Below are 25119 nucleotides of genomic sequence, written 5' to 3'. Positions count from 1 at the left end.
TTTCCGAATTTTCCTTTTCTGACTCCCGCGCTATAGTGTCTCCTGTTTACATTTCAGGCAGGAGTATTCATGTCCGTCATTTGCGGAAAAAAATCCAATGAGGTTCTGGAGTATCTTCTGAGGCGCAGCAGCGCGTCCGCCAAAAATATGCAGTTTCCCGGACCCTCTCCGGAGGAGTTGGAGCGCATTCTGACGGTGGCAGTGCGTGTGCCCGATCACGGCAAGCTGGTTCCGTGGTACTTCATTGTTTTTGAAGGCGAGGGGAGCGTACAGGCGGGGGCGAAGCTGCGCGAAATTTTCCAATCCGAAAACCCCGATGCGGGGGAAGACCGCCTGCAAATCGAGGAGACCCGTTTTTCCCGCTCTCCGGTCGTGGTGGCCGTCGTCTCACGGATGCGGAAGGGGAATAAACCTTTATGGGAGCAAATTCTTTCCGCCGGGGCGGTGGGGATGACGCTTTCGCTGGCCGCGCACGCCAGCGGCTATGGGGCGCAGTGGATCACCGAATGGCCGGCCTTTCATCCGGCATTCAAATCCTATCTCGGGCTGGATGCGCGGGACCATATCGCGGGGTTCATCCATCTCGGCACGCCCGGCGCGGTGCCTGAAGACCGTCCGCGGCCCGCGCTTTCGAGCGTGGTCACGCACTGGCGCGAGGGGGCTGTGCTGAATAAGGGCGATGCGTTGTACGATCAGGAGAAGTTCGGTTTTCCCGAAGCGGGGTTTGATGTTTCTGGGGTGAAATAAACTCTTTTGGATTCTCCTTTCCGCATTTTTCATCGCAAAGACGCGAAGACTCCAAGCCTTCCGAGCTTACGTCCCTTTGTTTGTCATTCCGGCGAAGGCCGGAATCCATTTTTTACTACAGGGACAAACAGAGGAAAACAGAGACTTTAGGCGCGAAAATCTTTGTTTTTCCCTGCGTTCTCTATAGTTTTTTACTGATGCCGTTGCTTTTAAATGCTTACAAGTTAAGCATCCCCGCGTATGCGGGGATCAGGTATCTTAATCCTGAATTTTACGCAAGCATAAAGGCGGGCGCAGGCCGCTTTGCGACTTCGCGATTCAAATGACACACGCTGCGCTCTTGGCCTTTCATCGCAAAGACGCGAAGCGTTCCGCGCGAAGATTGTCTGTCTTTACTCTGCATTTTTTCTGAATGGCGTTCCCCCTCTCCCTTGGGCTTACGCCCTTTCCCTCTCCCCCTTTTTTCAGGGGGAGAGGGATGGAGGGAGAGGGGGGGCAATGCTCATCAATCAGGTATCCCCGTGAAAACGGGGATGCATAAACGACCTAGATTTTCAGGCGTTACCCCAGAAGCGGGTCCAGTAGGAGAACAGGCTGGCGCGGTTGAAAGCGGATTTTAAAACCAGCTTCAAAGCGGCGTTCCGCAGGGCGAGGTTATAGTTCGGGCCGATGCCCTCCGTGCCGTCCTTGAGGGTCACCACCGTATAGGTGCCGCGGCGGCCCTTGACCTTTTCGATGGAGTCAGAGACGACATCCTCATGGCCGAGCGCATGGGTGCGGGATTTATGGAAGCCCGGATAATCCCGGATGATATTCGCGTTATGGACGGGGCCGAGATCGTGCTCACGCTCGTCCAGACCCTGCCAGTAGAGATGCATATTGTTATCCGAAACCTTGAAACGGTGCTTGCCGATATGCATGACGGCGCCGATGCTCAGCTCGTGGTTGATCTCGCGGAAGGATTGGGGGGTCATATTCAGGCCGCCCCTGCAGAACTCCTCGAACGATTCGAGGTATTGCAGCAAGGTTTCGGGTGCCGGTCTGGCGCTGTCGATACTGAACATAAGGTTTCCCCACACACTGGGCTGGCACCCCTGAAAATCCTTTACTGGAGAGACCAGCTTACATTTTATGATAGTTTACGGGTGGTTAAGATTTATTTAAAATTTTAGCTAAATTTGCTGAAAATTGGCGGAAATCCTTGTGCGGCGCACAAATCTGTCCCTCCCACCTCCCGTAGCATCCCCGCGTACGCGGGGATCAGGTATCTTAATCCTGAATTTTACGCAAGCATAAAGGCGGGCGCTGGCCGCTTTGCGGCTTCGCGATTCATGGCCCCGAGCAGTACTTTTGGCTTTTCATCGCCAAGACGCGAAGCGTTCCGCGCGAAGATTGTCTGTCTTTACTCTGAATTTTTTCTGAATGGCGTTCCCCCTCTCCCTTGGGCTTACGCCCTTTCCCTCTCCCCCTTTTTTCAGGGGGAGAGGGATGGAGGGAGAGGGGGTGCTATCGTTGTTCAATGCTCATCAATCCAAGCATCCCCGTGAAAACGGGGATGCATTAAGACTAATCCGCCTTGCGGTGCAGGGCGTCCTCGATCAAGGCCACGGTTTCCTGCGTGCCGTAGAGGGCAATGAAGGAGCCGAAGCGCGGCCCCTGATCCTGGCCCAGAAGCACCTGATAGAGCGCCTGGAACCATTCGCGCAGGTTTTCCTTTTCGTAACCGTTATCCTTTCCGGCTGAAAACACCGCGGTCATGTAATCCTCGGCGGGCAAGCCCTGATCCATCGTTTTAAGGGCGGCGGCGAGGGCGGAGAGTGCGGCGTGTTCGCGGGCATCCGGTTCGCGGTATTTTTTCTCCGGCAGGACGAAGTCGCGGTAATACTGGATCGCGTATTTCACGAGGCGGTCGAGCAGAAGCGATTTTTCAGGGCTGGCGTCGGGGGCGTAGCGGCGGATGAAATTCCAGATCACCTTCGGATCATCGCTGTGCGCGCCGTTCACGAGATTGAGAAGAAGCGCGAAGGAAATCGGGCTGTGCTGGCCTTCGGGGATTTTGCCGTCATGAATGTACCAGGCGGGGTTGTCGAGTTTTTTGGCCGCGTCCTGTCCCGCCAGTTTTTCGACGTCGAGGATATATTCATCGACCGCCTTCGGGATGATGTCGAAATAGAGTTTCTTCGCGCTGGTGGGGCGCTGAAACATATAATAGGCCAGCGACTCATGCGGGGCGTAAGTCAGCCATTCCTCCATCGAGAGGCCGTTGCCCTTGGATTTGGAAATCTTTTCGCCCTTTTCGTCGAGGAAGAGTTCGTAGCGGAATCCGGCGGGGCCGCGTCCGCCCAGAATTTTTACGATATTCGCGGCGACATCGGCGGCGGTGACGAGGTCTTTGCCGGCCATCTCGTAATCGACATCAAGCGCGTACCATCTTAACGCCCAGTCGGCGCGCCATTGCGCCTTGCAGCCGCCCTTGAAGATGGATTGCGTGACGGTTTCGCCCGCCTTGTATCCCGTGCGCTCGAACTCGCTGTCGTCCAGAACCTCGAAGGTGGCCACGCCGTTCTCCAGATCGTCGATGCCCTTCAGGCCCGCATTGTGGAGGATGACGGGGTGCGGCTCATCCGTGCCCTTTTTCTGCACGATGGGGAAGATGGGCGAATAGGTGGCGGCGCGTTCCTCGCCGAGCAGGGGCAGGACGGCCTCCCTGATTTCCTTATATTTCTGGAGCATCAGCTTAAGCGTCGGGTCGAATTTTCCTGGCTTGTAGCAATCTTCCGTCGAACTCAAAAATTCATATTCAAATCCGAAACCGTCGAGAAATTCACGCAGCTTGGCGTTGTTGTTCTCGCCGAAGCTTTTATAGGGCGTACCCTCGAACGGGTTGGGGACGCTGGTCAGCGGCATCCCGAGCGCGTCCCTCAATCTCTCCTGATTGGGGACGTTGGTGGGGACTTTCCGCAGACCGTCCATGTCGTCGGAAAAACAGATCAGCTTGGTCGGAATATCCGAAAGGCGCTGGAAGGCGCGCATGACCATCGTGGTGCGGCAGACCTCGCCGAATGTGCCGATATGCGGAAGGCCAGAGGGGCCGTAGCCCGTCTCGAACACGACATGGCCCTTGGCGGGCGTTTTGACCTCGCCCTTGCCGATGGCCCGCAGGCGCTTGAGGACGCCCTTGGCCTCCTCGAAGGCCCAGGTGCGGCAGTTCATGGCGATGTCGGTGTCGATGTCTTTTGTCATGAGATTTTCATATCACTCCAAGGCGCGGGTTTCTAGGGGATTTTAACTTATCTCTGTAAAAACGAAGCGGGAATGGGCGAGACAAGGATGCCGTCAATAAAAAGGCCTCTTGCTTCGTCATTTTATATGCCATTATGATTTCGATTGTCATGAGCGACGTTGTGAGTGTCCGAAAACCTAAATTCAGAAAATCCTTGCGGTTGATCATTCCTTTTATGGTCGCCCTGACCGTTGGTGTGTTTTTTTGGCTGCCCGACTATCGGCGGAGTGACTGGCTTCCCTCTGAAGTCTGGCCGCAACAGGACATGGGCGAAGGGGCGGTAGAGTACAGCATCCGCGGCACTCTTTATGCCTGCCGGTATCCGTTTCTGGTTCTGCGGGCGTATGTCGTGGACGGGATTTTTAATATCAATCTTTTCTTTTTCTCAGGTTACTATACTCCTTTACCCAAACCTGCGCCAAGTGCCTATGTTCTTGCTCTTTCGCGGGATAAGCCTCCCGTAGAAATGATTACGCCCGCTTCCGCGGTGCGATTTATGTTTGATCTTGATGGCGATGGTGATGGAGAAAAAACCTCGTGGGTCAACGAAAAGGGAATGATCCTTTTCCATGATTTGAATAATAACAATTTTCCCGATAACAGCGATGAGCTTCTTGGAGTCAAGGATCAAAAGCCCTGGAGTGCGCTTATCGCTCTGGACTCCAACAACGATTATATTCTTGATTACAGAGACGCCGCCTTTGCAAAACTTAGACTTTTATGGGACAAGAACGGCAACCAGAAATTCAGCCGGAGCGAAATATTCAACCTGTCTAAAAAGGTTAAATATTTGATTTTGAGCGATGTAAACCCTGTTTTTGTTAATATGAAAACGAATTATGTCGATCCTGTAACCAAGAAGTCGACCCCGTTATATATGCTCAGTTACTTTACCTCGTACATTCCAGCTGTTGCAGTGAGCCGTATGCCGACAGTTCTTCTTCATATGACGTTTGAGCAACCTGAAGATACCCCATTCCCAACATTGGAGAGCATCTTGTCCAGCGTTCCGGACTCCCGAGAAATATTGAGTTCTTATAAGAGCTTTCCCAATCTTAAGGGGTTTGGCGGGATAGCGGATCTACACGCAGAGATGTATGGAGATCCAGTACTTAAAAAGGCAGTCGGCGCTCTTTCTGCCCTGTCTGCGGACGATCTGCTTCTGAATGCCGAAAGGACCAATACCGACATTGAGGCTTTGCTCCTGCGATGGAGTCAGGTAGAGGGCGTTGACCCCAGCAGCAGGGGTTGGTTTATTGATGCGCGGTTCTTAACAATTCTAGAGAAAATGAGCGGCCGGGATATTTACTCGACTTCGGATTTGACTCCTTTACTGAAAAGAGCTCAAGTTTTAAAGGGCGAGTGGGATGTTCTGTATCGGTCTCTGCGTACGCATTTTTTGCTGCAAACAGATATTGGCCGTAAAATTTATCCTGGAGGGATTTCCTACGATAATCTTTCAGGAAAAATCTCTGTTTCAGGCAATCTCTCGGAAGAATACCTGTCTTTGATTGCACAAAAATCTCAGACACTTTCTGTGCAGCAACGGCGTTTGATTTATCAGATGGTCTCTGATCTTGTGGTGTATAGGGGTATGAATGGGACTGATGATTCCACACCGCAACAGTCATACAGGGAAACGGGTGTTGCAACGTCGGTTAATAGCGACGAAATATTGTCAAATTTCAGAAAATTTTTATTTCCTTCTTCTGCCTCTTAGGGAATTTCGTATCTTAACAAAAGCGCTGCTCTGATTCCGGCGAAGGCCGAAATTTGTTTTATACTTCTCTTAAAACGACTCACGCTTCCACGGTCGGTGCAGCGTTGATCGAAGGCTGCGGAGCCTGCTGCTCCTGCTCTTGTTCCTGTTCTGCAGGCGGGGCCATGAAGCCGCTTTCCTCCAGCTTCTGGATGAATTGCTCGGGGGTGACTCCGGTGATGCCCCACTTGTCCATGAACATCTGGACTTCGGTGGCGTCGTCAATGGCGCCGAGGCGGTTGCCGGCGATGATGGCGGTGGCGCCGCCGACGGCAATGGCAAAGGTCAGGGCCGCCGTTTTGGCGACGCCGCGCACGACATAGAGGGTGGCATTGCCGAGTGCGATCGCTGAGGTTTCAAAATTGCGACGCAGACCGCTGCGGGTGTCGTGGCCCATTTGCGCGTCGATGGCATCGGTGTCGGGATTGCGGAATTCGGATTTACTCATAACATCAGCCCCTGATCAAAATTTTTGGACATAATATTGAGGTCCGGCGGGGGAGGCAAGAAAAAAGGCGTCGATCTTGGCTTTCGCCGCTTTTTTATTGTTTTAAGGGGCTGAAAATATTAGATTTTTAGGCATAAAAGCCATGATTCCCAAAATGAAAATCTCTAAGAACTTCTTTAGTTCTTTAATAGTCGTTGAAAGAAAGTTTTAAAATGATGGAAGTATATGGAAAATTTAGGGCTGATAAATTATCAGACAGGCGTTTCGTTCATAGTAAGGAGACTTTATATTTTTTAGAAATTCTTGCGGAAATAGCAAAAGAAAAGACATTTACGATAGATTCCTCACAAGTTTTATGGCGTGCACAATTATTTAATGATTATGTTGATGAACAATACTTATTGTTCCGTGATGTGAGGCGTCCGGCTCGAGTGTATAAAAGGGATCGGATGTTCCCTTTAAAAAGCGGGGGCAAGGAAAACCGCATAAATCCTAAAGGAACTTCATGTCTCTATCTGGCTGGGTCAGAGAAAATTGCAATCAGCGAAGTGCGACCGTCTATTGGATCATATGTTTGTTGTTCAGAGTTTAAAGTCAAAGAGCAAGTCAAAATTGTAAAATGCTCAGATACATTTAAGCCGAATGAATTGGATAAAATGTTTGAAGGGCTAAAAACTAGCACTGATGACAAAGAAGTTGTTTGGTTTCGTGTGTGTCAGGCGTTCTGTACTCCGGTCCTTGAGGAGGATGACAACCGCGAGTATATCTTAACTCAGGTCATGGCAAAGAAATTTAAGGACCTTGGGTATGACGGCGTTGCCTATAAAAGCATTTTCTCAAACTCGAATGACCAAGAACACTTAAATATTGCTCTTTTTAATCCTGAAAAAGCTGATTTGTTGAACACGCGGCTTTTTAAAGTCAAAGGCGTTGATGTTGCGTACGAATCCAGCGTGGGTGAATTTGATCCTGAAACAGGGAACCCAATATCGGTTGATGTCCCATGAAAGCCCTGATCCCCAATAACGAACGCCCGTTGCTCGGCCCTGCCGCATTCGATCTTTCGCAGCCGTACCGGATCGACTCGCCGTTCGAACCGGCGGGGGATCAGCCCGAAGCCATTCGCAGGATCGTGGAGGCGGTCGGGAGCGGGCTTTCGGATATCACGCTGCTGGGCGTTACCGGATCGGGCAAGACCTTCACCATGGCGCACGTTATTCAAAAACTCGGACGGCCTGCTCTGATTTTAGCCCCCAATAAAACTCTGGCGGCGCAGCTTTACGGGGAATTCAAAAGTTTCTTCCCCGACAATGCCGTGGAATATTTCGTCTCCTATTACGATTACTACCAGCCGGAGGCTTACGTTCCGCGCACGGATACCTATATCGAGAAGGACTCCAGCATCAACGAGCAGATCGACCGGATGCGCCACGCGGCGACGCGGGCGCTGTTCGAACGGCGGGACTGCATCATCGTCGCCTCCGTCTCGTGCATTTACGGCATCGGGTCGAAAGAGGATTACATGGCGATGGCGTTCGGTCTTTCGGTGGGCGACCGGATCGACCGAGGCGAACTGATCAAGCGGCTGGTGGAGCTGCAATATTCGCGCAACGACATCGCGTTCGAGCGCGGGTCTTTCCGCGTGCGCGGGGATACGGTGGAGATTTTTCCGGCGCACTTCGAGGACCGGGCGTGGCGGTTCTCCCTGTTCGGGGACGAGCTGGAGGCCGTCACGGAGTTCGATCCGCTGACGGGCCAGAAATTCGAAGACCTCGAAGGGGTGCGGATTTTCGCGAATTCGCACCACATCACACCGGGGCCGACGATGCAGCAGGCGATTTCACAAATCAAAGTCGATCTGAAGGCGCAGCTTGCGAAGTTTTATGCCGAGGGAAAATTGCTGGAGGCGCAGCGGCTGGAGCAGCGCACGAAGTTCGATCTCGAGATGCTGGCCGCGACGGGCGTGTGCAAGGGGATCGAGAATTATTCGCGCTACATGACGGGGCGGAAGGCGGGCGATCCGCCGCCGACGCTGATCGAATATCTGCCGGAGGACGCGCTGATTTTTCTGGATGAAAGCCACGCGATGATCCCGCAGCTGCGGGCAATGTATAACGGCGACCGGGCGCGGAAGACGACGCTGGTCGATTACGGGTTCCGGCTGCCCGCCGCGATTGATAACCGGCCCCTGCAATTCGAGGAGTGGAACAGGTTGCGCCCGCAGACGGTCTATGTCTCCGCCACGCCGGGGGAGTGGGAGATTACACAGGCGGGGGGGATTACGGCGGAGCAGGTGGTGCGGCCTACCGGGCTGATCGACCCGGAGGTGGAGGTGCGGCCTACAGCGACGCAGGTGGACGACCTGATGTTCGAGGCGCGGGTGATCGTTGCCAAGGGCGGGCGGCTGCTGGTCACCGTTCTGACCAAGAAAATGGCCGAAGACCTCACCGAATACCTGACCGAAAACGGGCTCAAGGTGCGCTATATGCATTCGGATATCGAGACGCTGGAGCGGATCGAGATCATTCAGGGCTTGCGGCGCGGGGAGTTCGACATTCTGGTCGGGATCAACCTGCTGCGCGAGGGGCTGGACATTCCCGAATGTATGCGGGTGATGATTTTGGATGCCGACAAGGAAGGGTATCTGCGCTCGCGCACCTCGCTGGTTCAAACCATCGGGCGGGCGGCGCGGCACCTCGAGGGGAAGGCGGTCCTGTACGCCGATAAAATCACCGACTCGATGCGCTACGCGATTGATGAAACCAATCGCCGCCGCGAGAAGCAGCGCATCTATAACGAAGCGCACGGGATCACGCCCGAGAGCATCCGCAAGAATATCGGCAGTATTCTGGACTCCGTCTATGAGCAGGCGGACCGTGTGGTGGTCTCGCGCGGCCTGCACGAGGACGAGCGCGAGGAATGGTTCCACGAACCTGCGAAACTGCGGAAGCATATCGAGGCGCTGAAGAAAAAGATGCTGGCCTTCGCCGGGGATCTTGAATTCGAGCAGGCCGCGAAGCTGCGCGATGAGGTCAAGAAGCTGGAAGAGATAGAAATGGGAGTCCTCTAATGAACGATCTGACGAAAGCTTTTCTCAAGGCCACGCTGTATTTTTACGCGATCATGGCCGGGCCGTTTGCGCTGGCGTGGGGGTTTTACTTCGCGGGGGTTAACTTTGACCCGCTCTTTGGGTCGATCTTTGGGGACAAGCCGGGCGTGGCCACCGATCTGGCGGCGCTGATCCTCGGCGTGCTGCCGGGGGCTTTCTTTCTGCGATCCCGCATGAAGGCGAACGGACAAACGATTATGGCTGCTAATGAGGCGCCGCCCTTTTCCGCGCGGAGCCTGCAAGCGCTATTTTTGAATGTTTTTATGACCGGCGTGCTGGGGTTCGGGGTTTATATGTTGCTGGCTTTTGTCTTTTTGCCGCATATGCCGACGGCCATGGACCCGTATTTTATCACGCGGGAGCCGGGCGTTCTGATGGGCATGGCGGAGCGGCTCGATCTTTTGCAAATCGGGTTGCCGATCATGCTTTGCGCCGGGGCACTATTCGGCGCGTTTATGTGGGGCATGACGCAGAAAAGCCTGCCCGTGCGGGCCGTGACGTGGGCGGTTTTTGCGGCGTCTATTTTTTTCAACCCGCTGGCTCTGATGTTCGAACCAGCGCCGCCGACCCTGATGGAGAAGTCTGCGGAGGAGATTAAGCTGTCCCCAGTGATGGAAGAGGAGTTGAAGAGGATGGATGACGAGATCAAGGAGATGGGTGAGGGGGAGTAGAGATCTTCGGTTAAAAAACCGTTGCCGTTTCTTCCTGATCCTTTTGCGAGTGGTTGGCGTATGTTTTCCATGTCGGGAAGTAATCATCGCTCTGGTTGCCCCAGACGTGCCAGCCTTCTCTTGGACCTCTGGCGAATAACTCCAGATACGGACCCCAACTGCATTGTTCTATAATTTTGTATTGCTCGTCCGGTTTACGAGAGTGTTCGCGTTTTCTGCTTTTAATAACATTAACCTGCGACCTTCCGGGCTTGAGCGTCCGGGCGTTTTTGCCCTTGATTCCGAACAGCAAAATCTCGGTAGTGTTGCGGAAATAAAAACCCACGCCGCGCCCGTCCGGCTCTCCGTCCTTTCTGACCTTCTGCCAGATGATGTTAGTTTTGTATTCAAAGCCCCACGAGTCCATCACCTGCAAGCCTTCTTTGAGCAGGGCATTGGGAACCCACAGGTAGAGATGCGCTTTTTCTGCGGTGATCGTTTTCACAGGCATAGCGCAGATTTCGCTAAGATTCATGGTGCTGTATCTGTTGAGCCTTTTGTGCTCGGGGGCAACCTTTCCTGTCCGATTGGCAAATTGCCACGGCGGGTCGACCAGAAGTGTTCCAAACTTTTGTCCTTGCAGGCTCTCAAACATTTTCAATTCCTTATGTTATTTATTTGGCCAGTCTTTGATAAGCTTTGGCGTTATTCCCAAGGCCAGAACCGGGCAGCCCCCGCTGCGATTGGCATTAATCCTGTATTCCAACTTTCCCATCCATGTCGTGCTTGCTCCGTATTTACCCATTATGCCCAGCGATTTAAAAATCTCATTCATACTTTCACTTCTGGTGACCAGAACGGCGGCGTCGATGATATTGGCCTGATAGAAGGCTGCGAAGGCGTACAGATCTCTGTCGAATGTCTGATCCTTGCTGTTCCATTCAAGATCGAAGGCAATACGCCCCTTTATAAAATCGATCTTATGGCCATCCAAGAAGTTTTCAATCAGTACTTCTTGTTGCTCATACCCTTTTCCTGACGATCTCTTGGATTTCAATTTCACCAGAAGATCACCAGAAATGCTTGTTTCTCTGCATCCCTTCTTAGAGAGAAGGGCGGAGAACTTCTTCGGTATGTTGGATTCGTTTCCGCCGCTTTTCTGGATATCCTCCAAACTCAGCCTGAAGGCGAGAAAGGCTTCAATCAGTTCGGAAAAGTCCGGCGCGTTGGTTGCCTGCAGAACGGCCAAGGCGTTCCGGTAATCGAGAACGTCATATAAATTCTCCAATTCTTTCAGTTTTTTCATGAAAGGATCATCGTTGAATATTGAGAACAAATAAAGAACTTTTTTAGTATAGAGCGATTCTTATGCATGAAAGCTATATTTTGGGAAAATGTCTCGCCCTTTTCCACAGTGTCTAAACCCTGCGTATGGTTATGCCTTATCTTGCCACCGTCATTCCGGCGAAGGCCGGAATCCATTTTTTTGTGGACACGAACTTTAGAGACGCTGTTGCCTTATGCTCGGAACGCTTCGCGTCTTTGCGATTCAAAGGCGGCTACTGAGGTTCTGGCTTGTCGAATCGCTTAGGCGCAAAGGGGTCTGTGCCCGTTGCTGCTTCGATGCCAACAGGCAAAAGTCTCTGTGTTTTCTTTTTTTCTGGACCCCCGCTTTCGAGGGGGTGACAAGGAGGGCGAACGGTGCGGCGCTTACGACTCCTCATACGCCTTTCTTAAGTCCTTCATCAGGATCATGAGCGTGTTTTCCTTGTCCGGGCCGGATTCGAAGCCGTATTTCAAATAGAATTTCCGCACGTCATCGTCCAGCGCGTCCACCACCACGGCGCGGGCCGCGATTTCATCGGCGGCGGCGATGCACCGGAGCAGGGCGTCTTTCAACAGCGCCTTTCCCAGCCCTTGCCCTTGCATCCGCTCATCCACGGCGAGACGGGCGAGCTTGATGACCGGAACGGGGCGGTGTGGCGGTTGGCCCCTGGCGATGCGGGCCGTCGATTCCTCCACTTTGATACTGGCGGCGGCCAGAGAGTAATACCCCACCACGCGCCCGTCCTTCTCCACGATATAGGTTTTGGCGGTGTCGCCCGCCTGATTTTGCCACGCGTATTTTTTCAGCCAGTCGTCGAGGACGGGTTTCCCCGAATTGAAGGCGTCGAGTTTTGAGGATTTCAGGAGCGGGCCAACGGCCAGTTTTTCCGTCACTTCGTCAGTCCAGAATCGTTTTATCCGCGAGGAGGGCTTTCAGCTTTGTCTTGCTGATTGCGGGTTTGTCGAGGGCGGCGAGAAAGTTTTTCATGTCCTTGGCCGGAATTTCGTAATCCGTCTTATCGGCCAGATCCATCTGCGCCTGTTTCAGGACGCTTTCGCGGGCGTAGCTGGATTCCGGCTGGTGTTTGCTGCTCGCGGCCTTGCGGATGATCCGCTTTTCATGGGCGGAGAGCCTGAACTGCATCGTGTCGTCCCTGTTTTCGAGTCTGGCCATGTTATGCGTCTCCTTGCGTGTCATTCTGTATTACAATGTAATACATTTTGCGTGCTTTCGTCACTGTTTTATTGTCGGGGGGAAGCGAAAAAGCTTGACTATGTGTGATTATATTCCTATAATCCCTTCATGCCCGCCACCTATAAAAACGATCTCATCTTTACGACCGTTCATGATTTCAAGACGCATCTCTCCCAATATATGCGGTTGCTGGAGGAGGGGGAGTATAAGGGCGTGATCGTCAAGCGGCGGGGGGAGGTTGTCGGTTATTACGCCGCGCATCCCGACCGGATCGCGAAGGTGCGGCGGGCGAGGGTGTTCACGCGCAGTGTGAAGCAGGGGGAGGCCTGAGCCGTTATTTTTTGGCCGGTGCGGACTAAGGGAACTAAGTCCGGTGGCGGCGAGTGGACTAAGAAAGGGCTGGGGCGGGGCGCGTAAGTCCTTGTAATTCCTGAGGCGCTCTTTCGTACAACTGGCCGGTTGGCGGAAAAAACCGGAGGTGCGGGGACTTAGTCCTGTGACGGTTTTATGTTATAGTTTGCTTTGCTTTTTCTTTTTTGGGGGGATAAATGAACCTGCGCTGCTTCTTTTTGGGGCTGTTTTTTTGCTGTGCTATTATTCCGGGGGGATTTTTTCCAGCGGCGGCTCAGGAGACCTTTGATCCATCGGCGGAGGGTGGTGCGGGCGGAACAAATGCTGCTTACCAGCTTAGCGACGAGCAGGTCCGAAAACTGGTCACATTGGCCAAAATGCTGGAACACCGCGAGTTTTCAGTGATCGCTAATGCCTTGAGATTCCCTGATGCCAAAATTCCTGCGGGCAGAAGTGATTCAGCCAATTATCGATTTTTGCGAACCTTGGGGGAATACGGTCTGGCGAAAGAGAATGTTCCTCCCTTGCGGCCGGGCATTCCTGCCGAAGCTCAAGGCGCGATGACCTCTTATTCCTATTCTTCCGGCGCCGATGATGTTATTGCGGACATCCTCAAGGTCGCCAAGCCGGATCAGGCTTCCAAAATTGATGGGTATCTCGCGGAAGCGCACAGGCAGTAAAGTTACACTTTTCCAAATCTATTGGGAAAATGAACGGAGCGTGTCTTTTCCTGCTCCGCAGACGGATTCTGAATTCTGCTTTTTTAGCATAGCGATTTCTTCTTTCAGCGTATCAATCGAAACGCGTTTGCCGAAAAAGAGCAATGTTGCAATGTGCGTGCTTAGTATTTCTGGGTCCAAAAAATTAATTTTCTTTTTATATTTCTTTGCCACCTCTGAGACCATCGTTTGATGCTCATTTTCTTTTTGAAGCTTGTAGGCAGCGAAGATACTGGCTGCCTCAGATTTTTCGTCCTTTGAGAATTTGCATGATTTTAATTGGAGCCCCAGGCGAGCGATCTCCATTTCCGGCGCCAGAGCCTCAAGATAGGCCTCTTCCATTGTTTCAAGAAGTTTTTTTTGCTTGTCAGTGAGGGAGTCACGCAGTTTTCTGTATTCGGCCTCCGATGACTGCATTTCGTCCGTCAACAGTTGCGGATTATCCTCTACAACAGGTTCTGGTCCTGTGTTCGGCAAAGCATCCTGTGCGCAGGAAAAACTCACAGATAGGACTAGAAAAGTCAGCGTCGTGATCAAGAGGGGTATTGTTCTTATGTGCACCATTTTATTCCTGCCCTACATTTATAGTGTCCAATAGATTCATACCTTTCTCGCATTGTTCTGATCTTTTCGTCTGAGCCGCTTGCAGTCGAATTAGCTGCGCTGCCGTCGTCGATGCGATTTTTAATTTTAAAGCGAGGTGCTGTTTGAGAATGTTGTGATCGATAAAATCAACCCTCTTGTAGTATTGTCTATCAAACATATCCCACATTTTATCCTGGACGTTTTCATTCTGCTTCTTAAACGCCGTCAGTTTGGCTCCGGCTATCTCCTTCTCATTTGCAGAGAGATCGCACGCCGCTATGTCATTAGCCAGTTGTAAGGTTTTCAGTTCCGGCTCTACAGTAGACATAAAGGTCTGCTCCATCTCCGTTATCAGGGCGTCTTGCTCTTGCGTGAGTTCTTGACGCAAATCCGCAAAGACTTTTTCCTTTTTCTCCATCTCGGCCGAAAGTCTTACTTCTATCTTGGGCATTATCTTAGTCCCGCCCTTGCTTTCTTCTGCCCAAGACGGTCGCGATATGCAGGCAAGCAGAAGAGAGAGTGCGGTAAAATGTAGGATGAATTTCATAGTGATACTCCCGTAACTGGGGTCAGCATACCCCTCCCATCAACTGATTTCTATGAAAAAGAGCCATTTGCGGCTTTTAGTAGCTCCTACTCTTTATCATTTTAACCGCCTTCAGGTGGTTATCGCGGGCTTTTTCTTTTGACCATCGGTCTCGCTTTTTTCTGATTTGCCAGAAAAAAATTACTGGCAGTGTTCCATTTACTGCGGTAGGCTGTTTGTATTCATTATATATGTATCAAATAACGGGCGGCGGATCCCTTTGTCGTCCTGCTGTGTAGAGTGGGGGAGTGCCATGCCGAGTTCCGAAGCCTTCGATGCCTTGAAATCAGGAAAGAGCGCATGGGAGGCCTATCGGGCGTCCGCCTTTAAGAACGGCGCAGCAGCCCGTCTCGTTGATGGGCGTATCGACTTGCGGTCTGCCGACCTCAGTTATATGGATCTTAGCTGCTTTGATCTTTCCCGCGTGGATTTCAGTAGTGCAGATAACGGTTTTCCTACGCTTTTGTCTGGCGCCAAGCTTTCGGATGCTTATCTTTTCGGTTCACGTTTCAGCGGCACCCGCTTTGCAGGTGCCGATCTGAGCGGCTCGAATATTGCTGGCGCGGAATTCGATTCCGTCTCGTTCGACGAAAGGAGCAGCCTTCGCAGTGCCAAGGGGAATGGCGAGACCGTGTTTCGCCGCTGCAGCCTCGGCGGAGTTGACCTTAGCGGGGCAAAGCTTATCGGTGCGGATTTTAGCGGCAGTATTCTTACCGATACAGATCTTTCCGGTGTCAATTTCGCCAGTGCCCGTTTGGGAGGGACGTCTTGGGAGAGAGCGCGTATCGACGAAAAAACGAAATTTGACCTGGCGCATTTTTCCGATCATCCGGTCACGCTCGATCAGTCCGAGAGCATGATCGTTCCCGGTGGCCTGAACTGGAAAAACCTGCGCTGGATAGGTTCACTCCGGCTCATGCCTGTCTCCATATTTGGTCTTGCTGGGTGTTTCCTTCTTTTGTCCGCGGTCAAGGCGACGTCCGCCGATCCTCAGGCTGCCATTCAGTTTTCTGCCGCCGGGATTACTCCTGTTATCGTTCATCTGCTTATGATCGCCTTCTCTTTTCTTTTTACAGGAGCGTATCTTTTTTCTTTGCGCTGCCCCGAGGAGGTCAAGGAGTTTTCGATCGCGCAGTGGGTTTACCTCGCTAAGAATCCGCGGCCTGTCTATCTTGCCAAAACGTTGCAGGGGCGGGCCTATGCTCTTGCCAGTTTCCTGCTTGTCTTGGCAGGGTTTGCGCTGCTTCTGTTTTCGCTTAAAGCCGTTGTTCTCAGCGTCTTGTGAGGTTCTTGTTTATAGGGCTGATGGGCTACTCTCATAATTTTTGGCGCTTCTTCTCGAGCAGACAGCTTTAGGGTTGGTTTGTTGTCCATGTAGTTCTTTTTGCGGTCTGATCAAGCTTGAGTGAAGACTATGCTGAGTTTTATTAAGCATCTCTCAGAAACCGCTTCGATTCACTCGGAGGGATTTTTCTGAGTCGCATGGAATTGTTTGGCTTGATGTACAAATCTAACTTTCAGTTTTTACAACGCACCCTATTTTGGCGTTTTTTCGCGTTTTTTTGTCTTTTATCTGTGGACAAGTGCAGTAAAAAAAATCCCACAGGCCATTTTTAATGTTTTTTATTTGGATGTTTTGCAGTAGTATACACGAAGTGCGTTCGCACATTCTTACTAACTTTTCTAACACTGCAATCCCAAGGGAGAGACCAACATGGCTGCAAAAAAACCAGCTAAAAAAACTGCAAAGAAACCTGCAAAGAAACCTGCAAAAAAAGCGGCAGCGAAAGCCAAAACGGCTAAGAAAACCGCAAAGAAAAAGAAGTAGTTTTTGCTTCTTTTACTTTAAAAAAGCGGTCTTTCTGGCCGCTTTTTTTATTTTACTTCTGGCGGTTTCGGTGTGCTGAATGTAGAGTAGTGAGCATTGAAGTTACTTGAGGAATTCTTATGTCAGAAGCCTTTTTGAAAGCCTTGCGGTGGTATTTTATTGCTGCTTGCACGATTATTGGCACTACTTGTTTTATTCTCGCAGGGCATTATGACAGCATAAAGCTGGTTGGGCCTGGCGCTCTTGCCTTTGGGACAGTCTATATTATGACGGCTTTCTGGAAGGATGTGCGCGGTAAGCTTTTGGCCGCGAATGTAGGTGTTTTTTTTCTTCTCACGTTACTTTCCAGTCATATCTACAAGGTCATTTTTGTTCTTTTCGGTATTTTGCCGCAAGATATGGGTTTTTTTTCGAATCCTTATTTTATGTGGGCTTTCGTTGTAGCAATTTTGGGGATTCCGATTATGGCCGTGGTTTTTTTGTTTTACGATTGATGTCCTGATTTGTTTGTAGAGAGACTTGATTTATGCGCTGCAGCAACGAATATTTCAGGGAAAACTCGCAGAAAGCCTCAGGTTTATGTTAGAATACTCTTATGAAGCCGTTGTGGATGAGGCATGGGTTCCGTGTTTTTCATCGAGGCGTTAGAGAGATCCAGAACGCCGGACCGCTTTTGGTCATCCTTGTTTTTCCTTTTCTGACCGGGTGCGTTACGAGCAAAGCCAGTGCGCCGCTGGTCGCTCCGCCCCCCGTTGTGAGCTATTCCAGTTACGAGGAGCGCGGGGTTGTTTCTCCGGCCACTTACTTTGTCGAACAGCCGCAAGTCTATGATTTGGCTGTATATTCTGGTTACGAGGGAGCGCCGGCGCTGCAGGCCGTAGCGCTGCAGGGGCTGGATGTGCCGGGGGCGGCTGTTCCGCGTTTCGAAGAGTCCAAACCTGTAAAAACCTGTTCGCTGGGTGATCGGTTCGACCGGGGCGAGGTCATTGCCTATGAGTGGGACCGGAGTCGGCTGGGGGTCGATGTCGACGGGCTGAATATGGGGGGAGGCGCTATCGACGCGGTTAAGCTTGAGTATACCTTGAGGCTCCAGCATCAGCGGTCGAGCGAACAAGCGTGCCGTTATCCTTCCGCCTGGCAGGGGATTGCCGGGTCAGCCTATAACGAGCTTTTCCTCCGGCAGGAGGACACGGTGTGGCAGGAATTGCGGGCCATGCGCCGGAATTTCCTGTCACCGCTCTGAAGCCTGTCTGTATTCTTTTTTCAGTCCCTACGTGAAGTTTTTCTCGTTTTCTGATATCATGTAGGGGTTGCTTGTTTCTTCACCCGGTTTATCCTCTTTTTCTGTTTGTTTTTGACCGAAGGGTCGTTTCTGTTCACTGCGTATCAGTTTTTACCAAGTCTTTGCCAGGAGTCACGGTTATGTCCGTTTTTTATCCGTTTTCGCGGTTACGTCTTGTCGTCGCCGTTGCCTGTCTGGGGTTTTTGCCGGGGTGCGCGACCTCGCCGGAGCCTGATCCCGCGCAGGAGGCCAGTGCCGTACAGACCATGGATCTGGCGCAGGCGACGGAGCGGGAGCCGATCACGCGGCTGGCGTTTGTTGATCGGGCGGATCCCGATGAGACTCTGCGCGTTACTGATGAGCCTGAGCCGGACGCTTCTTCCCCGCAGGAGCCAGCGACGATTGAGACGGCGGCGGGCGAAGAGGCTGCTCAGCCTTAATATTTTTCCCGCACATTCTCCTTGCAATTTTTTTTGATTCAGCCGTCTTGATCTTTTCATGGCGGGACTTTAGAGTGTGGGCATCCCAAAACTTACTGCTTTCAGACTTTTCTGCGTCTTTGTGGTTTTCTCAGAAAGGAAGGTTGCCCATGGCTTTTTCCAAGCGCCGTGCCCTGTTTGCCGTTGCCTGTTCCCTTACGCTGTCCGCTTGCGGAGACGGGTGGGAGACTGTCGAATATTCGGGGCGGGTGCCCTATACGCTGGAGCGCACCGCCGGAAGCGGTATTGCTTACGTGCGGGCCAAGATGCTGCCGGAGAAGGAGCTTAACCTGACCTCCGCCGACCATCTTGAGAAGCAGTTGAGCGGATCGAAAGACAAGGGCTATGCGCCAAAACCGAAGAAGGCTCATCAGGAGGCGAAGGCCGCAGAAGCCAGAAGCCATGAAGCTGCAAAGGCACCGGAATCGGCCAATCATGAGGTCGCCGCGCTTCAGCATACGGAACCGCACGCGGGCGAGGAGGCTCCGGAGTCTTTCAGTTCTGCCGAACCGATCGCGCCGTCCTCCTTCCGTGAGCAGCCGCCTTCGATCATCGCCACCGCCGCGCCGCAGGATCTGCCCGCGCACGGGCAGGGCGGGGATGATTTTGAGGCCGTTTCGATCACCGCCAGCGATGCGCCTTCACCTTCTTCCTCAGATATTGAGCAAGAGCTGGAAAGCGCCGCCGTCCAGAGTTCCGCCGCTTCCGCGCCGATTGAAGCCGAGCCGCCGATCCTGGCGCCCAAACGCGAAGTGTTGACGCCGCTTTCGCAGGGTGAGCGGGAGCTGAACGCGATTTATTTCGACGATCCTCAGTAAGGATTGTCAGCGTTTCATCTTTGAGGGCGCTGATTTTTTCGGCGCCCTTTATTATTTTCTTCGCCTTTTTAGTTTTCCGCGGGATGGCTAAAAGTTTAGGCAATTTCGAAACGATAATCCTCGACAACGTATCGTATATTATTTAACATAAAAATATAGCGGGTCTTTACCGCCCGTCCCGGAACCCCCCTTCAGGGGCCGAGTTTGCCAAGTCCAATTTGCTTACACTCTTCGCACGCCCGGCTTTTTCCCTGTACTTACTTTAACGAGAAAGGTGTTAATCATGTCTTTGGAAGTAGAAACAGTCGTGGCCATCGCGGTCATGATGGCTGTGTTCTCGGCGGTTGCCGCCGTGGGAACCAGCATAGTGCTCGGCGCAGGATTTGAAAGACTGCGTTGTGGTTTTGACGTTGTCCGCAAGCAAACCGGATTTTTCAGCGATGCGATCCATAAGCTGGAGAAGAAAATGGAAGTCGTGGACGCCGAAACCGGACGCGTGACGCACGCGATCAACCAGATCGAGGCCAAGGTGGCCAATGTGGGCGATCAGGCCAATGCGTTCAGCACCGTCGTGCAAACGCTTGAGCGGAAAGTGGAAATCGTGGACAAGCAGGCCGGGTATTTCGGCGATGCGATCCACAAGCTGGAACAGAAGATCGACACGCTGGACGCGCACGAGGATATCATCAAATCCAAGATTGCCCAGCACGCCGACACGGACCTCATCAGCACGGCCAAAACGGAGGCTCTGGTCTCCCATGCCGAAGACCTTCTGACGCAGATGAGCATCCTGGCCGGCCAGATGGCCGATAAAGGCGGAAAAGAAGCCGCCACCAGCCCACGGCTTGCCGCGGCGCAGAATATGACCCATTTCAGCTTTAACACACCTCAGGACGGAGAAATCCGGTATCATTAAACTTCAGTAAGCTCTTAGCGTACCTAGACAGGCGGAACAAGTTTCCGCCTGTTTTTTGCTTTTTTGATCAGGAGCTTGTGGCCTTGTACGAGCGATCAGGGTAATATGATGCGCTGGTTAATGTTTGCATAATTATAAGATCGGCCGGAGGCAGGTTTGAATTATTATTTGGTTATATGGATCGCGGTTACTGTTTTTTTGCTTGTTTTCTGGTTCTGGTCCCTTTTTGTCCTGTATAAACAGAAGCAGGTTTGGAAGGCCTTTGCCAAAAGCAAGGGGCTGCGCTATCGCAGCAATAGTATGCTTGATTCACCCGAGATCAGCGGCCTCTACAAAGACTATAAAGTCTATCTTTTTACTGCGGAGCATGATGCCGCCGGGGGGCGTTATCCGCGACGACTTACCAGTATTGAGATCACCCTTAAAACCGTTCTTCCCGGAGCGCTTGCTGTTGCCAGCGGCGGTATGGTTCAGGTTGTGGAAGAGCTTAATTTTGTGTCGGAGTACAGGCCTGAACAGCATGGGTGGGATAATTCCTATATCGCACGTTCCCGTGACGAGACGGCCATGAAAGATTATCTTACGGGACGGCGCGTGCAGGCTCTTATCAATCTTATGAAACTCAATAACTCCTGGCTGATTTTGTTTTTTTCGTCCGGTCTTGGTCTTTTGAGGCTGGATACACCGGATCCGCTGAGCGACTTGAAAAAGCTCAACGATTATCTCAATAAACTCATCGAATCTGCTCAGATCGTGGAGCTTGAGAAAGGTGAGTCGGAGAAGCTTGCCCTTAAAGCTCAATTAAAATCTCAAACGCAAACCCGTCAAAAAGCCAAGGAAATTGAAGCTCCCGAAAACATTCTTGACCAACATCTTGGGCTTGTTTTGGAGGACGACGACTAAATTTAATTATCCTTTGTCCTGTGATGTCATAATAGAAACGGCGGACCTATAATCCGCCGTTATCTATTCTATAAAGGTAAATTTTTCTTAATGTGCCGGGTTCTCGCTGCCTGAAGCGGGGGCAGCCTCTGCTGGCGCGGTTGGAGAACCTACGCTCATTTTCACAATCTTGTCGGGTGAGGCCGGAGGTTCGCCGAGGGCAATGGCGTCAACATATTCCATGCCGGAGGTGACTTGCCCCCAAACTGTATACTGCCCCGTCAGGCTTGTGCAGCCTGTGTCGTTGAAGCAGATAAAGAACTGGGAATTCGCGCTATCCGGGCTGGCTGTACGGGCCATACCCACCGTTCCGCGCTTGTACGTATAGTTGCTGAATTCAGCCGGAAGATTCTCATATTTGGAACCGCCTGTGCCAGTGCCTGTCGGGTCGCCAGTCTGCGCCATAAAACCGCTTATTACCCTGTGAAATACGATATTGTCGTAAAACCCCTCAGTTGCAAGTGCCTTGATTCTTTCCACGTGCTTGGGGGCTATGTCGGGCATTAGCTCTATAACTACTGACCCTCCTGTGGAGAGTTCAAGCTGCAGTGTTTCCTTAGAATCTGCGGCCTTGGCTGTTTGTGACGTTATACTACTCATTAATATCATGCTCCCGATCGTTAGAGAGAAAATTTTGAAACAACCTGTTTTTTTCATGTCTGCACTCCTTTTTTGTGGCTGTTGCTGCGGTCAAGACTATACCGTTCAGGTTTGTAATGTGGCCAGCATATCATTTTTTTATTGCAGGAGAAGCAGGAAAAATCAAGCTCTGGCGCGTTGCTTTATTTTGGTACCGGATTTACATGAGGCGCTTAGATGTTCGTCGATCAGTTCTTTGACCGAGTCCAAGCATAATCCGCAGCCCAACCCGACTCCACCGGAGCATTTCATATGAATTTCCTCAGCAAACTCCAAGCTAATATGTGTTTTTTCCGGTTCAAAAAGAGAAGGTCTTTTTTCAACTTCACGTATAACTTCTGAACATTTAATGTTACGGCACAGGCAGATGAACATTTGTATAGTCTTTTTCGAGTCTGTTTTAAGTGATTGCTGGCATAGTGTAATGAAAATCATTCTCACTTTCCAGTTTTTTTGATAAATTTTGTGTTTTTGTTGTGTTATCATGTTTCTAGGGGGATATCTTGATGTTGAAAAAAATAGCTATCTTATTGGTTTGTCTTGTATTTACAAGCTTTTCGCTTGGTGTACAGGCAGAGGATACAAAAGTTTATGATGTTCCTTTAACAAAAATCCTTGATGTTATCGAGAAGACCAAAGGGACGAGAAGAGTTGTCCTTATTTGGAGGTCCAAGGATAAAAAAGCGTCACGAAAATTGCTTGCTGAGTTTTCGGATCTTGAAAATACTGTTCCCGATAGCATCATTTCAATTTCTGATGATACTGACCCCTTGGCTTTGAGGGGTTACCTCAAAACTCTTCCGATTCTACCCTTTAAGGTTTTACGTGCTCAAAAGAAGACGGGCCAAAATATCAATCTGGTCTTGCGTAAGTTGGGTGCTGAACCCGTGAAAGGATATCCTGCCATATTGCTTCTAAATGAAGATAATACTATCAACGCGCAAGGCAGAATCTATATCGACTATGCCGTAGATTTCATCGTATCCCAAAACTAAGTTTTGTTCGGGTTTTTGGCGTTTAGTTTTTTTCTGCGTCCAGCGGGCTTTCGGAGTTGAGCTGGATGTAGTTCTGCAGACCCATGTTTTTAATCATTTCGAGCTGGGTTTCGAGGTAATCGACGTGGCCTTCCTCGTCTGCCAGGATTTTGGCGAACAGGTCGCGTGAGACGAAATCCTGGGCTTTTTCGGCGTAGGCGACGGCTTCGCGGTAGGTTTTTACGCCGTCTATCTCAAGCTTGAGGTCGCATTCCAGAACTTCCTTGACGTTTTCGCCGATGAAAAGCTTGCCGAGCGCCTGAAGGTTCGGCAGACCTTCGAGAAACAAGATGCGCTGGATCAGGGCATCGGCGTGGTGCATTTCCTCGATCGACTCCTTGTATTCATGCTTGCCGAGCTTGGTGATGCCCCAGTTGTCGAGCATCCGGGCGTGGAGGAAATACTGGTTGACCGCCGTCAGTTCCTTTTTCAAGGCATCGTTCAGCAGTTCAAGAATTTTTTTATCGCCTTTCATAGCTTCCTCCGTTTGTTCAGGTCAAAGCGCGTTTGAGGATTTTATCCACGTGCGCGGTGTAATGAGTGTAGTCGAAGATAGACTTCAGGGCTTTTTTGTCAAGTTTTGCGGTGACGTCCTTGTCTTTTTCGAGCAGGGCGAGGAGGGTTTGTTTGCCGCGGCTTTCCCAGACCTTCATGGCGTTGCGCTGGACGATGCGATAGGCGTCTTCGCGGCTGATGCCCGATTGGGTCAGGGCGAGAAGGACGCGCTGGGAGAAGACGAGGCCGCCGGTTTTTTCCAGGTTGTCCTTCATGGTTTCGGGGTAGACCAGAAGCTTGTCGATTACACCTGTCAGCCGTGCGAGAGCGAAGTCGAGGGTCACGCAGGCGTCGGGGCCGATGTTGCGTTCCACGGACGAGTGGGAGATATCGCGTTCGTGCCAGAGGGCGACGTTTTCCATCGCCGGAACGACCATCGAGCGCACGAGGCGGGCGAGGCCCGTCAGGTTTTCGGTGAGGATCGGGTTGCGCTTGTGCGGCATGGCCGACGAGCCCTTCTGGCCCGGTGAGAAAAATTCCTCCGCTTCTCTGACTTCGGTTCTCTGGAGGTGGCGGATTTCGGTGGCGAGGTTTTCGACGGAGCTGGCGATTACGCCCAGCGTGGCGAAGAACATGGCGTGGCGGTCGCGGGGGATGACCTGCGTGGCCACGGTTTCGGGTTTGAGGCCCATTTTTTTGGCGACGTATTCCTCGATCTCCGGGGAGACGGTGGCGTAGGTGCCGACCGCGCCGGAGATGGTGCAGATCGCGATTTCCTCGCGGGCGGTTTCGAGGCGCTGTTTTGCGCGGCTGAAGGCGGCGTAGTGGCCCGCGAGTTTCAGGCCGAAGGTGGTCGGCTCGGCGTGGATGCCGTGGGAACGGCCGATGCAGAGCGTGTGTTTGTGTTCCTGTGCCCGGCGTTTCAAGGCGGTGAGCAGCTTGTCGAGATCATCGAGCAGGATATCGGCGGCCTGCGTCAGTTGCTTGGAGAAGCAGGTATCGACCACGTCGGAACTGGTCATGCCCTGATGAACGTAGCGGCTTTCGGGGCCGACGAATTCGGCAACGGAGGTCAGGAAGGCGATGACGTCGTGCTTGACTTCGGCCTCGATCTCGTCGATGCGTTTGATATCGAAGTTGCCCTTTTCGCGCAGCGCCCTGGCCGCGCTTTTGGGGACGATGCCCATTTGCGCCATTTTGTCAGTGGCGTGGGTTTCGATTTCCAGCCAGATCCTGAAGCGGTTTTCCGGCTCGAAGATTGCGGCCATTTCCTTGCGGGTGTAACGGGGGATCATGTTCTCTTGCCTCACTCTCCTTCGGGGGCGTAGCGGTAGTGCCCGGTGATTGTATAGGAGAAAAGCATATCTTCAAGCACGGTTCCAGCCCCGATATTATGGACGATGAGGGGGCGGAGGGTATCGGCGGAGCGTTTGTCCGTCACGATGCCGATATGGGGGAGGGTGCCGACGGTCTTCAGGTTCCAGGTCACGAGGTCGCCGGTTTTATAGTCGTCCGGGTTTTGGCTTACGGGCAGGGATTGGCCGTGGCGGGTGAAGAAAACCTGTAAGTTCGGGACGCGGCGGTGGTCGATGTTGGTGTCGGTCGATTTCAGACCCCAGAGTTTGGGGTAGAGGCTGAAATTCCTCTTCATGTCCTCATGGACTTCCTTTTGCAGGTCGATGTTCAGGGCGCGGTAGGCGCGGATGATGACATCGGTGCAGACGCCGAGATGGGCGGGAACATCGCCGCCGGGGTAGGGGATTTTGAAATAGCGTCCGTCGTAGGTGACTTCGGTTTCGGTTTGCTTCAGGGCGGCCTGCGACAGGGATTCGGGGACAGCGGCGGCGTGAACTAGGCCCGAGACGACGAGGAAAAAAAGAACAAGAAGGGCGCGCAGGGGCATATTTTTCCTGAATTGCATATGCTCA

General features: G+C 52.0%; 28 protein-coding genes. 15 read left to right on the top strand and 13 right to left on the bottom strand.

Annotated elements, in window-relative coordinates:
• Positions 1 to 69: 69 nt before the first annotated feature.
• The gene (locus IPN28_11240) at positions 70 to 747 is read left to right on the top strand and encodes a nitroreductase (GenBank protein ID QQS56822.1); all 678 of its coding nucleotides are present in this window, start codon (positions 70 to 72) and stop codon (positions 745 to 747) included.
• 554 nt (positions 748 to 1301) lie between these two features.
• On the opposite strand, the gene IPN28_11235 is transcribed toward IPN28_11240, so the two are convergent.
• The gene (locus tag IPN28_11235) at positions 1302 to 1811 is read right to left on the bottom strand and encodes a hypothetical protein (GenBank protein QQS56821.1); all 510 of its coding nucleotides are present in this window, start codon (positions 1809 to 1811) and stop codon (positions 1302 to 1304) included.
• A gap of 502 nt (positions 1812 to 2313) precedes the next feature.
• Positions 2314 to 3990: a lysine--tRNA ligase gene (locus tag IPN28_11230; GenBank protein ID QQS56820.1), complete on the bottom strand. Its 1677-nt coding sequence runs from the start codon at positions 3988 to 3990 to the stop codon at positions 2314 to 2316.
• Positions 3991 to 4139: 149 nt separating this feature from the next.
• Between IPN28_11230 and IPN28_11225 the strand changes: the two genes are divergently transcribed.
• A complete protein-coding gene (locus tag IPN28_11225) occupies positions 4140 to 5750 on the top strand; it encodes a hypothetical protein (protein ID QQS56819.1) in 1611 nt (536 codons plus the stop codon).
• 79 nt (positions 5751 to 5829) lie between these two features.
• Here IPN28_11225 and IPN28_11220 read toward each other — a convergent pair whose 3' ends face one another.
• Positions 5830 to 6237 (bottom strand): hypothetical protein, encoded by a 408-nt coding sequence (locus tag IPN28_11220; GenBank protein QQS56818.1) that lies wholly within the window; start codon positions 6235 to 6237, stop codon positions 5830 to 5832.
• Between the two features lie 212 nt (positions 6238 to 6449).
• Between IPN28_11220 and IPN28_11215 the strand changes: the two genes are divergently transcribed.
• Genes IPN28_11215 through IPN28_11205 form a run of 3 tightly spaced genes read left to right on the top strand, consistent with a single transcriptional unit; the run spans position 6450 to position 10017 of the window.
• Positions 6450 to 7244, top strand: a complete 795-nt coding sequence (locus tag IPN28_11215) for an RES domain-containing protein (protein ID QQS56817.1) — start codon at positions 6450 to 6452, stop codon at positions 7242 to 7244.
• Complete coding sequence (uvrB, locus tag IPN28_11210) at positions 7241 to 9307, top strand: excinuclease ABC subunit UvrB (protein QQS56816.1); 2067 nt, start codon at positions 7241 to 7243, stop codon at positions 9305 to 9307. The genes IPN28_11215 and uvrB overlap by 4 nt, the downstream gene beginning before the upstream one ends.
• On the top strand, positions 9307 to 10017 hold the full coding sequence (locus tag IPN28_11205; protein QQS56815.1) for a hypothetical protein: 711 nt from the start codon (positions 9307 to 9309) through the stop codon (positions 10015 to 10017). Before uvrB ends, IPN28_11205 begins: the two co-directional genes overlap by 1 nt.
• A 10-nt stretch (positions 10018 to 10027) precedes the next feature.
• Here the strand turns inward: IPN28_11205 and IPN28_11200 are convergent, their stop codons facing one another.
• The 4 genes from IPN28_11200 to IPN28_11185 form a co-directional block, all read right to left on the bottom strand.
• Positions 10028 to 10651, bottom strand: a complete 624-nt coding sequence (locus tag IPN28_11200; GenBank protein QQS56814.1) for an S-adenosylmethionine-binding protein — start codon at positions 10649 to 10651, stop codon at positions 10028 to 10030.
• 15 nt (positions 10652 to 10666) lie between these two features.
• On the bottom strand, positions 10667 to 11302 hold the full coding sequence (locus tag IPN28_11195; protein ID QQS56813.1) for a restriction endonuclease: 636 nt from the start codon (positions 11300 to 11302) through the stop codon (positions 10667 to 10669).
• Between the two features lie 404 nt (positions 11303 to 11706).
• Positions 11707 to 12216, bottom strand: coding sequence for a GNAT family N-acetyltransferase (locus IPN28_11190; protein QQS56812.1), 510 nt, complete (start codon positions 12214 to 12216; stop codon positions 11707 to 11709).
• A 4-nt stretch (positions 12217 to 12220) separates the two neighbouring features.
• Positions 12221 to 12496: a DUF1778 domain-containing protein gene (locus IPN28_11185; GenBank protein QQS56811.1), complete on the bottom strand. Its 276-nt coding sequence runs from the start codon at positions 12494 to 12496 to the stop codon at positions 12221 to 12223.
• A gap of 129 nt (positions 12497 to 12625) precedes the next feature.
• On the opposite strand from IPN28_11185, the gene IPN28_11180 reads away from it, so the two are divergent.
• Together IPN28_11180 and IPN28_11175 are read left to right on the top strand one after the other, a co-directional pair.
• Entirely contained in the window at positions 12626 to 12847 is a 222-nt protein-coding gene (locus IPN28_11180) for a hypothetical protein (protein ID QQS56810.1), read from the top strand.
• A 218-nt stretch (positions 12848 to 13065) separates the two neighbouring features.
• The gene (locus IPN28_11175) at positions 13066 to 13548 is read left to right on the top strand and encodes a hypothetical protein (protein ID QQS56809.1); all 483 of its coding nucleotides are present in this window, start codon (positions 13066 to 13068) and stop codon (positions 13546 to 13548) included.
• 18 nt (positions 13549 to 13566) lie between these two features.
• On the opposite strand, the gene IPN28_11170 is transcribed toward IPN28_11175, so the two are convergent.
• Complete coding sequence (locus IPN28_11170) at positions 13567 to 14124, bottom strand: hypothetical protein (GenBank protein ID QQS56808.1); 558 nt, start codon at positions 14122 to 14124, stop codon at positions 13567 to 13569.
• A gap of 28 nt (positions 14125 to 14152) precedes the next feature.
• Positions 14153 to 14719 (bottom strand): hypothetical protein, encoded by a 567-nt coding sequence (locus IPN28_11165; GenBank protein ID QQS56807.1) that lies wholly within the window; start codon positions 14717 to 14719, stop codon positions 14153 to 14155.
• A gap of 292 nt (positions 14720 to 15011) precedes the next feature.
• Between IPN28_11165 and IPN28_11160 the strand changes: the two genes are divergently transcribed.
• The 7 genes from IPN28_11160 (at position 15012) to IPN28_11130 (ending at position 20984) form a co-directional block, all read left to right on the top strand.
• Entirely contained in the window at positions 15012 to 16043 is a 1032-nt protein-coding gene (locus IPN28_11160; GenBank protein ID QQS56806.1) for a pentapeptide repeat-containing protein, read from the top strand.
• Between the two features lie 662 nt (positions 16044 to 16705).
• Positions 16706 to 17080: a hypothetical protein gene (locus IPN28_11155; GenBank protein ID QQS56805.1), complete on the top strand. Its 375-nt coding sequence runs from the start codon at positions 16706 to 16708 to the stop codon at positions 17078 to 17080.
• A gap of 101 nt (positions 17081 to 17181) precedes the next feature.
• Positions 17182 to 17829, top strand: coding sequence for a hypothetical protein (locus IPN28_11150; GenBank protein ID QQS56804.1), 648 nt, complete (start codon positions 17182 to 17184; stop codon positions 17827 to 17829).
• Between the two features lie 179 nt (positions 17830 to 18008).
• On the top strand, positions 18009 to 18308 hold the full coding sequence (locus IPN28_11145) for a hypothetical protein (GenBank protein ID QQS56803.1): 300 nt from the start codon (positions 18009 to 18011) through the stop codon (positions 18306 to 18308).
• Positions 18309 to 18457: 149 nt separating this feature from the next.
• The gene (locus tag IPN28_11140) at positions 18458 to 19165 is read left to right on the top strand and encodes a hypothetical protein (protein ID QQS56802.1); all 708 of its coding nucleotides are present in this window, start codon (positions 18458 to 18460) and stop codon (positions 19163 to 19165) included.
• A 283-nt stretch (positions 19166 to 19448) separates the two neighbouring features.
• Positions 19449 to 20081, top strand: coding sequence for a hypothetical protein (locus IPN28_11135; GenBank protein ID QQS56801.1), 633 nt, complete (start codon positions 19449 to 19451; stop codon positions 20079 to 20081).
• Positions 20082 to 20381: 300 nt separating this feature from the next.
• Positions 20382 to 20984: a hypothetical protein gene (locus IPN28_11130; GenBank protein QQS56800.1), complete on the top strand. Its 603-nt coding sequence runs from the start codon at positions 20382 to 20384 to the stop codon at positions 20982 to 20984.
• An 87-nt stretch (positions 20985 to 21071) separates the two neighbouring features.
• Here IPN28_11130 and IPN28_11125 read toward each other — a convergent pair whose 3' ends face one another.
• Positions 21072 to 21632: a peptidylprolyl isomerase gene (locus tag IPN28_11125; protein ID QQS56799.1), complete on the bottom strand. Its 561-nt coding sequence runs from the start codon at positions 21630 to 21632 to the stop codon at positions 21072 to 21074.
• A gap of 533 nt (positions 21633 to 22165) precedes the next feature.
• Here IPN28_11125 and IPN28_11120 point away from each other — a divergent pair.
• Complete coding sequence (locus IPN28_11120; GenBank protein ID QQS56798.1) at positions 22166 to 22657, top strand: hypothetical protein; 492 nt, start codon at positions 22166 to 22168, stop codon at positions 22655 to 22657.
• A 22-nt stretch (positions 22658 to 22679) separates the two neighbouring features.
• Here the strand turns inward: IPN28_11120 and bfr are convergent, their stop codons facing one another.
• From bfr to IPN28_11105, 3 genes are read right to left on the bottom strand one after another with little or no spacing between them, the layout of a single operon-like run.
• Positions 22680 to 23171 (bottom strand): bacterioferritin, encoded by a 492-nt coding sequence (gene bfr / locus IPN28_11115; protein QQS56797.1) that lies wholly within the window; start codon positions 23169 to 23171, stop codon positions 22680 to 22682.
• A gap of 16 nt (positions 23172 to 23187) precedes the next feature.
• Positions 23188 to 24486, bottom strand: a complete 1299-nt coding sequence (locus IPN28_11110) for an adenylosuccinate lyase (protein QQS58619.1) — start codon at positions 24484 to 24486, stop codon at positions 23188 to 23190.
• 11 nt (positions 24487 to 24497) lie between these two features.
• Positions 24498 to 25094 carry a DUF1287 domain-containing protein gene (locus IPN28_11105; protein QQS56796.1) on the bottom strand — a complete coding sequence of 199 codons (597 nt, stop codon included), beginning with the start codon at positions 25092 to 25094 and terminating at the stop codon, positions 24498 to 24500.
• Positions 25095 to 25119: the final 25 nt, after the last annotated feature.

This window comes from Alphaproteobacteria bacterium, from assembly GCA_016699735.1.
Taxonomy (GTDB): domain Bacteria; phylum Pseudomonadota; class Alphaproteobacteria; order Micavibrionales; family Micavibrionaceae; genus JAGNKE01.
The sequence above is the reverse complement of the archived record's forward strand: the minus strand, read 5'-3'. Positions and strand labels throughout refer to the sequence as shown.